Here is a 13,627-nt window from a genome sequence, read left to right as displayed (position 1 = left end):
AGTCCAACAACTTGAAACTTTAAACCTGAAACTAAAAAAACAAACAAAGAGATGAAAGTAACCATAGACGGTCAAAGTATAGACGTAGAGCCAGGAACAACAATCCTGCAGGCTGCACGTATGATTGGAGGGGATTTAGTACCGCCAGCCATGTGCTATTACTCAAAATTAAAAGGCAGCGGCGGTAAATGTCGTTGTTGTTTAGTTGAAGTTTCTAAAGGAAGTGAAGCTGACCCACGACCAATGCCAAAATTAATGGCATCTTGTGTAACAGGATGTATGGATGGTATGGAAGTAAACAGTAAATCGTCTGCAAGAGTAACTGAAGCTCGTAAATCTGTAACAGAATTTTTATTAATCAATCACCCATTAGATTGCCCTATTTGTGATCAAGCTGGTGAATGTGATTTACAGAATTTAAGTTTTGAGCACGGAAATCCGAAATCACGTTACATTGAAGAGAAACGAACATTTGAACCAGAAGATATTGGTCCAAATATTCAACTTCACATGAACCGTTGTATTTTATGCCAAAGATGTGTACAAGTTGCAGATCAATTGACAGACAACAGAGTTCACGGAGTATTGGATCGTGGTGACCACGCTAATATTTCAACTGGAATTTCTAAAGCGATTGACAATGAGTTCTCTGGAAACATGATTGATGTTTGTCCAGTTGGAGCTTTAACAGATAAAACTTTCCGTTTTAAATCAAGAGTTTGGTTTAACAAACCTTATAACGCGCACAGAGAATGTACTACTCCAGGATGCTGCGGAAAAACTACAGTTTGGATGTTTGGTGGAGAAATTCAGCGTGTAACTGGTCGTAAAGACGAGTACCATGAAGTGGAAGAATTCATCTGCAACAGCTGTCGTTTTGATCACAAAAATGTGAATGACTGGGTAATTGAAGCTGTCAAGAGAATTTGAAAAAGATTCTGTTATCAACCAAAACAACTATACTCAAAAATTAGAGAAAGTTACAATCGATACTGAAAAAAATATCCTTTTAGGTAGAGATATTGACCGTAAAAAGATTAGTATGGCTGCAATTCCATTAACTGATAAAGATCAAAAATAGTAAGAAATGGAAAGTGCATTTATTATAGAAAAAAGTGTTGTTATTGTTGTCGTTTTCGCGGTAACAATGATCATGGCGATGTATTCTACTTGGGCAGAACGTAAAGTTGCTGCTTTCTTGCAAGATCGTGTTGAACCAAACCGTGCTGGATGGGGAGGTTTATTACAACCACTTGCAGATGGTATGAAATTGTTCTCTAAAGAAGAATTTTTTCCAAACACACCAAATAGATTTTTATTCGTAGTTGAACCTGCAATTGCAATGAGTACTGCTTTAATGACTAGTGCTGTAATTCCGTGGGGAGATCGTTTGCATCTTTTCGGAAGAGATATTATTCTTCAAGCTACAGATGTAAACATTGCTTTATTATACATTTTCGGAGTTCTTTCTGTTGGAGTTTACGGGATCATGATTGGTGGATGGGCTTCTAACAATAAATTCTCTTTAATGGGAGCAATTCGTGCCGCTTCTCAAATGGTTTCTTACGAGGTTGCTATGGGATTATCAATAATTGCTTTATTGATGATGACTGGAACAATGAGTTTGAAAGAAATTTCATTACAGCAGCAAGGAATGAATTGGAATGTTTTTTATCAGCCATTATCATTCTTAATTTTCTTAATCTGCTCATTTGCAGAAACAAACAGAACTCCTTTCGATTTAGCAGAATGTGAAAACGAATTAATTGGAGGTTACCACACCGAATATTCATCTATGAAAATGGGATTCTATTTATTTGCTGAATATGCAAGTATGTTTATCTCTTCTACTATTATTTCTGTATTATTCTTTGGTGGATACAATTACCCAGGAATGCAATGGATGGTAGAAAATGTAGGTGTAAATACAGCAAACTTATTAGGAATTGGAGCATTATTTATAAAAATATGTTTCTTCATTTTCTTCTATATGTGGGTACGTTGGACAATTCCAAGATTTAGATATGACCAATTAATGAACTTAGGCTGGAGAATATTAATTCCGCTTTCGATTATTAATATCATGATTACAGGTGTTGTTATTTTAAGACACGAAATCTTAGCTGCTTTAGGATTCTAAGAACTGTAATTAGCTTCAAATAAAAACAAAATAGATTTTGAATTTGATCGATGTCAAATTATAAATCATAAACTATAATAGTAAAAATGTCAATAGAAACTATATCATTATCGGGTAGAAAAAAGGTGGTGTCAAATAAAGACATGTCTTTTGTTGAACGATTGTATCTTGTGGCGATTGTAAAAGGTTTGGTTATTACAGTAAAACACCTTTTCAGAAAAAAAGTTACCATTCATTACCCAGAGCAGGTTCGTGAAATGAGTCCAGTTTACCGTGGTCAACATATGTTGAAACGTGATGAACAAGGCCGTGAAAACTGTACAGCTTGCGGATTATGTGCTTTATCATGCCCTGCAGAAGCGATCACTATGAAAGCTGCAGAACGCAAACCTGATGAAAAACACTTGTATAGAGAAGAGAAATATGCAGAAATCTATGAAATCAATATGCTTCGTTGCATTTTCTGCGGTTTATGTGAAGAAGCTTGTCCAAAAGACGCTATTTACCTAACTGAATCTAAAGTATTAGTTCCTGCTAATTACAATAGAGAAGATTTCATTTTCGGGAAAGATAAATTAGTAATGCCTTTAGAAATGGCTTTGAAAAACGCTCAACTTAAAAACGCTAACTAAATGATACATATTCCTGATTTTGCACACGCAACAACTGTTCAAGTTATCTTTTGCTTTTTAGCGTTCATTACCGTTATTACTGCTTTCTTGACTATTTTCAGTAGAAACCCGATTCATAGTGCCATCTACTTGGTAATTTGTTTCTTTTCAATCGCTGGTCATTATTTACTATTAAATTCTCAGTTTTTAGCTGTTGTTCATATAATAGTCTACTCCGGAGCTATTATGATTCTGTTCCTGTTTACCATCATGTTGATGAACCTGAACGAACAGCGAGAAGTTCACCGCCCTAGAATTACACGTTTAGGTGCTATTGTTTCTTTCTGTTTAATATTGATTGTTTTGATTACAATCTTTATTAATTCGAAACCAATTGTTGGTGAATACGATTCTACTGGAGAAGATTTCCAATCAATTAAAGTTTTAGGTAAAATATTATTGAACGAATATATGGTTCCGTTCGAATTTGCTTCGATCCTACTTTTGGTTGCTATGATTGGAGCAGTTCTATTGTCTAAAAAAGAAAAATTAAATAAATAATGGGTAATATATTAAATCAAATAGGTATTGAAAACTACATCTTTTTAAGTGTTGTACTTTTCTGTATTGGTATTTTTGGTGTATTGTACAGACGAAATGCTATTATCGTTTTCATGTCTATCGAAATTATGTTGAATGCGGTAAACCTTTTATTTGTTGCTTTTTCAACTTATCATCAAGATGCGCAAGGACAAGTTTTTGTGTTCTTCTCGATGGCGGTTGCTGCAGCCGAAGTTGCGGTAGGATTGGCCATTTTAGTTTCTATCTTTAGAAATATCGGATCAATCAGTATCGATAATTTAAAAAATTTAAAAGGATAATCAGAAATGGATACCAATTTAGCTTTAATTTTAGTTTTAACTCCTTTACTAGGTTTTCTAGTAAATGTCTTTTTTGGAAAAAGCTTAGGCAAAACAGTTTCTGGTGCAATCGGAACAATTGCTGTAGCTATTTCTTTTGTAGTTTCTCTTTTACTTTTTAATCAAATAACTTCAACTGGAAAAGGAATCGAAGTTACTTTATTTGATTGGATTCAAATTAGCAACTTAAAAATCAATCTTGGATTTTTATTAGATCAATTATCTGTTCTTTGGTTACTTTTTGTAACTGGAATTGGATCTTTGATTCACTTATACTCTATCAGTTACATGCATGATGATGAGAATATGCACAAATTTTTTGCGTATTTAAATCTATTCGTATTCTTCATGATTACACTTGTAATTGGAAGCAACTTATTAGTTCTTTTCATCGGATGGGAAGGTGTTGGACTTTGTTCTTACCTATTAATTGGATTCTGGCATAAAAACCAAGATTACAATGATGCCGCGAAAAAAGCTTTCATCATGAACAGAATTGGAGATTTAGGTCTTTTAATCGGAATGTTCATCATTGGTTCAATGTTCTCTACATTAGATTATGCAACTTTAAAAACGGCAATTGCTGGAGCTACAAATTTAAATTTACCATTACTTTCTCTAGCAGCTTTATGCTTGTTTATTGGGGCTTGTGGTAAATCTGCTCAAATTCCGTTATACACTTGGTTGCCTGATGCGATGGCTGCAACCAACTCCAGTTTCTGCATTAATCCACGCAGCTACCATGGTTACTGCTGGTATTTTTATGGTAACAAGATTAAATTTTGTTTTTGACCTTGCAACAGATGTTCAATCTGTAATTGCAATTATTGGAGCTATCACTTCATTAGTTGCTGCTACAATCGGACTTGTTCAAAACGATATCAAAAAAGTATTGGCTTACTCTACAGTTTCTCAATTAGGTCTAATGTTTTTAGCATTAGGTTTTGGAGCTTATGAAGTAGCGGTTTTCCACGTAATTACTCATGCTTTCTTTAAAGCTTGTTTATTCTTAGGATTTGGATCTGTAATTCACGGATTACACGGAGAACAAGATATGCGTAATATGGGAGGTTTGCGTAAAGCAATGCCAATTACATTCTGGACCATGTTGATTTCTTCATTAGCAATCTCAGGAGTTCCCTTCTTCTCAGGATTCTTTTCTAAAGACGAAATTTTATTGACAGCATTCCACCACAGTATTCCATTATACGTTGTTGGATCGATTGCTTCAATCATGACAGCTTTCTATATGTTCCGTTTAATGTTCTTGACTTTCTTCAAAGAATTTAGAGGAACTGAAGAACAAAAACATCACTTACACGAAAGTGGTTCATTAATTACTATTCCACTTATCATCTTAGCTATTTTGGCAACTTTTGGCGGATTAATAAGTTTACCTGGAAACAGCTGGTTAAATGGATACCTTGCTCCTCTTTTCACAAAAGTGGCAGGTGAAGAACACCATTTAGGCGCAACAGAATACACTTTAATGGGTGTAGCTGTTTTAGGCGGATTACTTGGAATTTTAATTGCTTACGTAAAATACTTTAAACAAGATAATGTTCCAGAATCTGATGAAAACATTATTGGTTTAAGCAGACTTTTATATGACAAATATTATGTAGACGAAATCTACGATGCAGTATTTGTGAAACCAATTAATGTTTTATCTAAATTCTTTAGAGATCACGTTGAAACTGTATTATCTGCCGCTGTTTTTGGATTAGGTAAAATAGCAAGCGAAATTGCTTTCCAAGGAAAAAAATTACAAACCGGAAGTATAGGATTATATCTATTTGTATTTGTTTTAGGACTTTGTGCAATTGTTTCCTATATATTTTTAGCTCAATAATATTATTACTATGAACGTTTCTACTATATTAATTATACTTTTAATTGGTGCATTTGCCACTTACTTTTCTGGTGACAAACTAGCTTCAAAAGTTGCTTTACTTTTTAGTTTAGCTGCTTTAGGATGTTCAATTGTATTATTGAATAATTATAACGCTGGCGAAAATATCGGCCTAATCAACAGCTGGATTAATCAGCCAAAAATTTCATTCGCTTTAAACGGTGATGGACTTGGGCTTGCAATGGTTTTATTAACCGCAGCTTTAACTCCGATAATCATATTTTCTTCTTTCGGAAATGAATATAAAAATGCAAAAGGCTTTTATGCTCTAATCTTATTTATGGCATTTGCTATGGTTGGAACTTTCTTAGCAGCTGATGGTCTTTTATATTATATTTTCTGGGAATTAGCACTTATTCCAATTTACTTTATTGCATTAATCTGGGGTAATGGCGACGCTGAAGAACGCAGAAAAGCAGTGGTTAAATTCTTTATTTACACACTTGCTGGTTCGTTATTCATGTTAACTGCATTTATTTATTTATATCAAAAAGCAGGTTCTTTCTTAATCGAAGATTTATATAAAGTAAACTTATCTGCTTGCGAGCAATTCTGGATTTTCTTGGCTTTTTTCTTAGCTTATGCTATCAAAATTCCAATTATCCCTTTCCATACTTGGCAAGCAAATGTATACCAAAAAGCACCAACTGTTGGAACAATGCTTTTATCTGGTATCATGCTTAAAATGGGATTATACAGCGTACTACGTTGGCAATTGCCAATTGCGCCTTTAGCTGCAAAAGAATACATGAATATTTTTATTGCTTTAGGAATTGCTGGCGTAATCTACGGATCAATCGTTGCCTTGAGACAAAAAGATTTGAAAAAATTATTGGCTTATTCTTCTCTTGCTCACGTTGGTTTAATTGCTGCGGGATCGTACACCTTAACTCTTGATGGTTTAAGAGGAGCTGTTTTGCAAATGATTGCTCACGGTTTTGTTGTAGTTGGATTATTCTTTGCTGCTGAAGTAATTTTCAGAAGATATGAAACTAGAGAAATTGAAGAAATGGGCGGAATCCGTACTCAGTCTCCAAAATTCACATCAATGTTTTTAATCTTAGTATTAGCTTCTGTTGCATTACCAAGCACATTTAACTTTGTTGGAGAGTTTACAGTATTGTACAGTTTATCTCAAATCAATATTTGGTTTGCTATTCTTGGCGGAACAACTATCATTTTAGGAGCCTACTATATGTTAAGAATGTTCCAGCATGTTATGTTAGGTGAAACTAATTCTAAAACTTTTTCTGATGTTACGCTTAACGAAGGAGTTTCATTTGCGGTAATCATTGCAGTTTTATTATTCTTTGGTTTCTATCCAAAACCAATCACAGATTTGATTACACCTAGCTTGGAAACTATTTTACAAGTTATCAATAAGAACTAATATTTTAAACAAAAAATAAATTAGGATTCCACTTAAAAATTGAAATCCTAAATCAAAAAGATAAAAATGAATACATTAATAGCTATAACAGGATTGGGTATTTTCTGCCTATTGTTTGAAATTCTTAATTTAAGAAAGGCCATAATTCCTATTACCATTTTGGGTTTAATAGGTGTATTGGCACTTAATTATTGTGAATTTGGAACAGAACAAAGTTATTACAACAATATGATAGCAGTGAGTAAGTTTTCTACAGCTTTTTCATCATTGTTTATCGTTTTGACGATTTTCCTTGTAGCGTTAAGTCACAATTTTTACCAAAATCACCCAACGAAAATTTCAGATTTCGTTGCAATTAAAGTATTCTTATTAGCTGGAGCTGTAGCAATGGTTTCTTTTGGAAACTTAGCGATGTTCTTTTTAGGAATTGAAATCTTATCTATTGCATTATATGTACTTGCTGCAAGTGATCGTTTGAATATCAAAAGTAACGAAGCAGGTATGAAGTATTTCTTAATGGGATCTTTCGCATCAGGAATTATATTATTTGGAATCTGCTTGATCTACGGCGCTATGGGAAGCTTTGATATCAGCGAAATTCACGAAAGTGCTTTGTCTGCAGAGTTACCAATCTGGTTTCCAATCGGAATGATTTTAATGGTTGTTGGAATGTTATTTAAAGTAGCTGCTGTTCCTTTCCATTTCTGGGCTCCAGATGTTTATGAAGGTTCTCCTGCACTAACAACTGCTTTAATGAGTACATTAGCAAAAGTAGTAGCAATAGCAACTTTATTTAAACTGATTGCTGGAATGAACTTTATTTCTTCATTAGAAAATCAAGATCTATTACATACTTTTGAAGTTATAGTGGTTATTATTTCTATTGCTTCAATGTCTGTTGGTAATATTATGGCACTTAGACAAGTAAACGTAAAACGTATGCTTGCTTTCTCTGGAATCTCTCACGCAGGTTTCATGTTAATGACATTGTTAACTGTTTCAGCATCAGCTGGAGTTTTATTGTACTACACTGCTGCTTATGCATTAGCGGGAATCGCAGCTTTCAGTGTGATTTTATATGTATGCAGAGATCAAGATAATGAAGATATTACAAACTTCCACGGTTTAGGAAAAACAAATCCGCTATTGGCTGCAGTTTTAACGGCTTCATTATTATCAATGGCTGGAATTCCTATTTTCTCTGGATTCTTTGCTAAGTTGTTCTTATTCAATCAAACAATTCAAGCAGGATATATTGGTTTAGTAATCGTTGCGGTAATCAATTCTATCATTAGTGTTGGATATTATTTCAAACTGATCATTGCAATGTATTCTAAAGAACCTAATCAAGAAAGAACAGGAAGACCATTCCTTATTTATGCTACAGCTGTAGTGTCAATTGTTTTAAATATTGCTTTAGGTTTATTTCCATCATTAGTTTTAGACTTATTGAAATAAGATAATTTCTTTAAATTAAAATATTCAAAATCCATTAAATTAGTTTTAATGGATTTTTTTTTATGTCTTAAATAAAGAACAGAAATTCATGTTAAAAAATTCTTCTATGCAAGTGCACATCAAAAAATCTCCATATATTTGAATTCAATTAAATGCATTACAATATGAACTTTAATTCAAAAAATCCATTTTTAAACAGTAAGCGTTTTTCGTCTAATACTGAATCAAGAACAGAAGTACACCAAGCTCAGATTATTGATTACAATCAAGAAATGACGGTGTCTGGAACAATTAACAAAACAGCAATCTTATTTCTAATTTTATGCGGAGCTGCTATGGTAACATGGTGGATGGCTTTTAATGGAATGAATCCGATGTTACCAACAATTGGAGGTGCAATTATTGGTTTTATTTTAGTTCTAGTTTCTTCATTCAAACCACAGCTATCTCCTTACCTAGCGCCAGGATATGCTTTATTCGAAGGATTGTTCATAGGTGGTATTTCTGCGATATTTGAATTAAAATTTCCAGGAATCGTAATCAATGCAGTTGGTGCAACTCTTGTTACTTTCTTGGTTTGCCTTGGTTTGTACAAATTTAGAATCGTAAAAGTTACAGAACAATTCAAATCTGTTGTGGTTGCTGCAACGTTAGCAATTGCAACTTATTATTTAATTTCTTGGGTTGTATCAATGTTTACAAGCTGGACACCTGTTCATTATGGAAATTCTATGATGAGTATTGGTATCAGTGTTTTTGTTATCATTATAGCGGCTCTTAACCTTTTCTTAGATTTTGATTTAATTGAAAAAGGTGCAAGAGAAAAAATGCCAAAATATATGGAATGGTTTGGAGCAATGGGATTAATGATCACATTGGTTTGGTTGTATATTGAATTCTTAAGACTTTTATCAAAACTTTCTAGTAAAGACTAATTGTCCAAAAATATTAATTCAGGCCCTTTTGAGTAAAATCAAAAGGGCTTTTTTTTGTTTCTAATAGACTAAAATTTGAATGCCAATTCAATATTCTAGCTAAATCTTCTAAGAATAATCTCCTATTCAAAACACAAAAAGAGTCCATTTCCTACAAAAATTTGAAATGTAATTTATGTAATAAAAAAAAATTACAGATCCTTTTTCTTCTTTTTGTTTAAGGTTTAAAATTACAAAAAAAAGAGAAAGATACGGCTTTCCGTATTTTTCTTACGACATGTAATAAATTACAATTAATGCAATTTATTACATTTTTAATATTTTAAAAGCTAAATAATTCAAGTATCCACTTTTTTTTAGTAAAAAAATTATCGTATTAAAAATTAATATATAATTTTGTGTAATCGATTACAATTAAACCACTTGAAATCGAAAGTAAAAACCACTTACTTATTTTATTAACTATCTTAAACAAACCTTATGAAAAAAAACCTACTTTTCGTGGCTGTCTTTCTCATGACAGTTCAATTATGCCCAAACTATCCAAATTAATGAAGCTTCTGGCTGGTTGGAAACTGCTTTTGTAAAATGGCAGCCAGTCAGTGGTGCTCAGACCTACAATGTCTATTACAGTGGCAATGGATTTACAGACCAAAAAATAGACGACCAGCTTATTAGAAGCTATGGTTCTTATTTCCGCGCTGACATTCCGGGACTTAAAGCCGGAACTTACACTGTAAAAGTAAAACCTGTTATAAATGGCACAGAAGGAACTGGAGCCACAACAGGAAATCTAACTGTAACTGCACACGACAGAAACGGATTTGCTTTTGATGGCGGTCGTGTTCCAGGAGGATACAAAGCAGACGGAACTCCTAAAGACAATGCGGTAATTCTGTACATTACCCAAAATACTAAAAACACTATTTCAATGAATATTACTGGTGCAAGTTCAAACCCTTGTATTGGTTTACAGAATATTCTTTACGCTATCAAGAAAGGAAAAGATACACGTCCGTTTATTATCCGTTTAATCGGAAATATCACTGATATGACGGTTATGGAAGGTGGCGATGTTGTTATTGAAAACGCAAACAATGCTTCGAGTTATGTTACCTTTGAAGGTATTGGAGACGATGCTGTAGCAAATGGATGGGGAGTTAGACTAAAGTCGGCTTCAAACATCGAGGTAAGCAATCTTGGATTTATGAACTGCAATAGTACTGCTGGTGATAACGTAGGAATGCAGCAGGACAATGACCACGTTTGGGTTCATAACTGTGATTTATTCTACGGAAATGCAGGTAGTGATGCTGACCAAATAAAAGGTGATGGTGCACTTGACAATAAAACTTCAACTTATATCACATTATCGTACAACCACTTTTGGGATAATGGAAAAGCAAGTCTTTTAGGTTTAAGCGAAGGAACAACTTCTGGACTTTATATCACGTATCACCACAATTGGTTTGACCACTCCGATTCACGTCATCCTCGTGTGCGTTATTATTCAGCACATATTTATAACAACTATTACGATGGTGTTTCTAAATATGGAGCAGGATCAACTTTAGGATCTTCACTTTTTATTGAAGGAAATTATTTTAGAAATAGTAAGCACCCAATGCTAACTTCACTTCAAGGTTCTGATATTTGGGATGAAGCAAACCAAGTGAATAATGCTGGAACAATGGGAACATTCTCTGGTGAAGCAGGAGGAAGCATTAAAGCTTTCAACAATACTTTTGACGCTTCTAACGGAACAAACAATATGCGTTTCGTAGCTTACAACGATCCAAACCCGCTATACAATATCTCAGGAAAAATAAGCTCTACAACAGATTTTGATGCTTTTGTAGCTGCAACAAGAGGAGAAACGGTAAGCAGTACAGTAAAATCTAAATCGGGTGCCAATGTCTACAACAACTTCGATACAGATGCTAATTTGTATGTAAAAAATCTAGTAATCGATACTCCAGCTGCGGCGAAAACAAAAACGACTCAATATGCTGGACGTGTTTCTGGAGGAGATTTAAAATGGACATTTAATAATGCAACAGATGATACTTCTTCATTAGTAATAACTGCATTAAAAACAGCTCTTACAAACTATACGGGAACTTTAGTAGCTGTACAAGGAGAAGGAAATCCACCTGCTGGAACGCAAACCTTAACTTTGACTTCTGCATCAAACAGCAATCAAACAGTTGCAAGTGGTACTGCAATCTCTTCAATCGTATTTACATGGGGTGGAGATGCAACTGATGCAACAGTAACAGGATTGCCTGCTTCTGGATTATCTTTTGTAAAAAATTCTACAGCTAAAACTATAACTATCACGGGTACGCCAACTGCAACAGTTTCGTATTCCATTGCAACTTCTGGAACTAGTGGTTCCCCAGCCACTGGTTCTGGAACTGTAACAGTAACTGCAGCTGGAACACAAACATTAACTTCATCTGGCAACAACAGCCAAACGGTTTCTTCTGGAACTGCTATTGCTTCGATTGTATTTACTTGGGGCGGAAACGCTACAGATGCAACTGTAACTGGATTACCTGCTTCCGGATTGTCTTTTGTAAAAAATACAACAGCAAAAACTATAACTATTACAGGAACACCAACAGCAAATGTATCTTATTCTGTAACAACATCAGGCACTGCAGGAACACCTGTAACGGCATCAGGAACGATAACGGTTACAACAGGCTCAACTGGCGGATCTGAGCTTCATAACTTTACAACTTCTGGAAAAACAAGTACGTTCTACTCTATTACAGGAAACATGAATTCAACTCCTGGATCTGTGACCTATAACGGATTAACATTGACAGAGCGTTTAAAGATAGAATCTAGTACATCAATAACGTATACAACAACTAGTGCATCAACTTTAACTTTGGTTTTCGATTCAAGCTTTACTGGAACGATTAAAGTAGATAATGTTTCTTATACAGCATCGGCTGGTATCGTAACGGCTTCAATTGCTGCTGGTTCTCATACTATAACAAAAGGCTCTGTTGCCAATTTATTCTATATCAGTACAGTTTACAGCGGAGCGACTTTAAAAATGGCCGCAGTAGCCGAAACTACAACTCCAGAATCAGCAAAAATAATTTTATATCCTAATCCTGTTTCAAGTACATTATACTTATCAGATCCAGAACAGAAAGTACAAAAAGTACTTATTTACAATATTTCTGGAAACCTTGTAGTTAATTCTGGAAACTCTGAAAGTATTGATACAAGCGGTTTAATTCCGGGAACTTATCTAGCTAAAATCTCTACTGTTGATGGATCATTTAACCAAACATTAATTAAAAAATAACTTAACTTAAAAAGGCTTCCAAATCTGGAAGCCTTTTTAACTTTATTATCATTATCTTCTTCGATTTCTAAACTCCTCTTGTTCTGTAACTTTTCCAAATTCATTCAAACATTTTTTGATTGTTTCGAGATTAAAACCAACAAAAAACAACATTCCAATAAAAATGGTGATCCAACTGTACATAATTTTTACACCAGAAATATCTGAAGCCACAACATAAAAGACAATTGTTGGCAAAATAGCAACAAGTAATGTTAATCCTAAAGATAACATAAGCGGATTAATAAAATAGCTATTGAAACTTTTAAGGCCCAGTTTTCTAATCACTATTGAAATAAATAACAGCGCAACAATACTAAAAATAATACCTGCAAAACCATAAATTAAAACTTGGTCCCCTAGATTGTTAATCTGGGTTTCATGACCAAAAAAAGTATTAAAACTGAATCCCATCATACTTCTTTTCATTGAGTGTAACTTCAAATAAACCTTGCGTTCTATAACCAATCATTTTGGCTAATATAAAATTAGGGAATTCCTGAATTCCAACATTATAAAGACTTACACTATCATTAAAAAACTCTCTCCTGTCTGCAATTTTATCTTCCATCTGAGAAACTCTTTTCTGCAATTCTAGAAAATTATTGTTGGATAAAAGAGCTGGATAATTTTCAGAAACTGCAAATAGATTTTTCATGGTTTTTGAAAACTCATTGGCATTTTCTATTTTTTCATCAACTGTTTTTGAATTCAAAAAATCAGTTCTTAATTTGGTCAAACTGGTTAGCATTGCGGTTTCATGTTCCATAAATTTCGAAGCTACTTTTACCAATTCTGGAACTTCATCAGCTCTCTGCATTAAAATAACATCAATGTTTCTAAAAGCTTTCTCATAATTATTCTTTAGCATAACCAACTTATTATAAATTCTGA

General features: G+C 33.7%; 10 protein-coding genes and 2 pseudogenes. 10 read left to right on the top strand and 2 right to left on the bottom strand.

Annotated features, from left to right (window positions below; genetic code table 11):
- The first annotated feature begins 51 nt into the window (after positions 1-51).
- From ACPWTF_RS13890 to ACPWTF_RS13845, 10 genes and pseudogenes are all read left to right on the top strand, one after another.
- A pseudogene (locus ACPWTF_RS13890) lies at positions 52-1,081 on the top strand (2Fe-2S iron-sulfur cluster-binding protein).
- A gap of 6 nt (positions 1,082-1,087) precedes the next feature.
- Complete coding sequence (gene nuoH, locus ACPWTF_RS13885) at positions 1,088-2,140, top strand: NADH-quinone oxidoreductase subunit NuoH (protein ID WP_427871620.1); 1,053 nt, start codon at positions 1,088-1,090, stop codon at positions 2,138-2,140.
- Positions 2,141-2,226: 86 nt separating this feature from the next.
- Positions 2,227-2,772, top strand: a complete 546-nt coding sequence (locus ACPWTF_RS13880) for a NuoI/complex I 23 kDa subunit family protein (RefSeq protein WP_111286267.1) — start codon at positions 2,227-2,229, stop codon at positions 2,770-2,772.
- Positions 2,773-3,312, top strand: a complete 540-nt coding sequence (locus ACPWTF_RS13875; protein ID WP_095929645.1) for an NADH-quinone oxidoreductase subunit J family protein — start codon at positions 2,773-2,775, stop codon at positions 3,310-3,312.
- Positions 3,312-3,632, top strand: a complete 321-nt coding sequence (gene nuoK, locus ACPWTF_RS13870; protein WP_008466103.1) for an NADH-quinone oxidoreductase subunit NuoK — start codon at positions 3,312-3,314, stop codon at positions 3,630-3,632. The genes ACPWTF_RS13875 and nuoK overlap by 1 nt, the downstream gene beginning before the upstream one ends.
- Positions 3,633-3,638: 6 nt before the next feature.
- Positions 3,639-5,523: pseudogene (gene nuoL / locus ACPWTF_RS13865) on the top strand (NADH-quinone oxidoreductase subunit L).
- A 10-nt stretch (positions 5,524-5,533) separates the two neighbouring features.
- Positions 5,534-6,973 carry a complex I subunit 4 family protein gene (locus ACPWTF_RS13860; protein WP_427871617.1) on the top strand — a complete coding sequence of 480 codons (1,440 nt, stop codon included), beginning with the start codon at positions 5,534-5,536 and terminating at the stop codon, positions 6,971-6,973.
- 66 nt (positions 6,974-7,039) lie between these two features.
- Positions 7,040-8,431, top strand: a complete 1,392-nt coding sequence (locus ACPWTF_RS13855; protein ID WP_095929642.1) for an NADH-quinone oxidoreductase subunit N — start codon at positions 7,040-7,042, stop codon at positions 8,429-8,431.
- Positions 8,432-8,595: 164 nt separating this feature from the next.
- Positions 8,596-9,366, top strand: coding sequence for a Bax inhibitor-1/YccA family protein (locus tag ACPWTF_RS13850; protein ID WP_095929641.1), 771 nt, complete (start codon positions 8,596-8,598; stop codon positions 9,364-9,366).
- 568 nt (positions 9,367-9,934) lie between these two features.
- On the top strand, positions 9,935-12,694 hold the full coding sequence (locus ACPWTF_RS13845; protein WP_427871614.1) for a T9SS type A sorting domain-containing protein: 2,760 nt from the start codon (positions 9,935-9,937) through the stop codon (positions 12,692-12,694).
- A gap of 51 nt (positions 12,695-12,745) precedes the next feature.
- On the opposite strand, the gene ACPWTF_RS13840 is transcribed toward ACPWTF_RS13845, so the two are convergent.
- Complete coding sequence (locus ACPWTF_RS13840) at positions 12,746-13,162, bottom strand: hypothetical protein (RefSeq protein WP_427871612.1); 417 nt, start codon at positions 13,160-13,162, stop codon at positions 12,746-12,748.
- A complete protein-coding gene (locus tag ACPWTF_RS13835) occupies positions 13,131-13,604 on the bottom strand; it encodes a LemA family protein (RefSeq protein ID WP_427871610.1) in 474 nt (157 codons plus the stop codon). Before ACPWTF_RS13835 ends, ACPWTF_RS13840 begins: the two co-directional genes overlap by 32 nt.
- Between the last annotated feature and the right edge of the window lie 23 nt (positions 13,605-13,627).

This window comes from Flavobacterium sp. MMS24-S5 (genome assembly GCF_050320125.1).
Classification (GTDB): Bacteria; Bacteroidota; Bacteroidia; order Flavobacteriales; family Flavobacteriaceae; genus Flavobacterium; species Flavobacterium tyrosinilyticum.
This window is presented reverse-complemented; position numbering and strand designations above follow the sequence as displayed.

Bases quoted from the DNA above. Each gene is read 5' to 3' on its own strand.
- nuoH (WP_427871620.1), top strand. From the start codon at position 1,088: ATGGAAAGTGCATTTATTATAGAAAAAAGTGTTGTTATTGTTGTCGTT.
- ACPWTF_RS13880 (WP_111286267.1), top strand. From the start codon at position 2,227: ATGTCAATAGAAACTATATCATTATCGGGTAGAAAAAAGGTGGTGTCA.
- ACPWTF_RS13875 (WP_095929645.1), top strand. From the start codon at position 2,773: ATGATACATATTCCTGATTTTGCACACGCAACAACTGTTCAAGTTATC.
- nuoK (WP_008466103.1), top strand. From the start codon at position 3,312: ATGGGTAATATATTAAATCAAATAGGTATTGAAAACTACATCTTTTTA.
- ACPWTF_RS13860 (WP_427871617.1), top strand. From the start codon at position 5,534: ATGAACGTTTCTACTATATTAATTATACTTTTAATTGGTGCATTTGCC.
- ACPWTF_RS13855 (WP_095929642.1), top strand. From the start codon at position 7,040: ATGAATACATTAATAGCTATAACAGGATTGGGTATTTTCTGCCTATTG.
- ACPWTF_RS13850 (WP_095929641.1), top strand. From the start codon at position 8,596: ATGAACTTTAATTCAAAAAATCCATTTTTAAACAGTAAGCGTTTTTCG.
- ACPWTF_RS13840 (WP_427871612.1), bottom strand. From the start codon at position 13,162: ATGAAAAGAAGTATGATGGGATTCAGTTTTAATACTTTTTTTGGTCAT.
- ACPWTF_RS13835 (WP_427871610.1), bottom strand. From the start codon at position 13,604: ATGCTAAAGAATAATTATGAGAAAGCTTTTAGAAACATTGATGTTATT.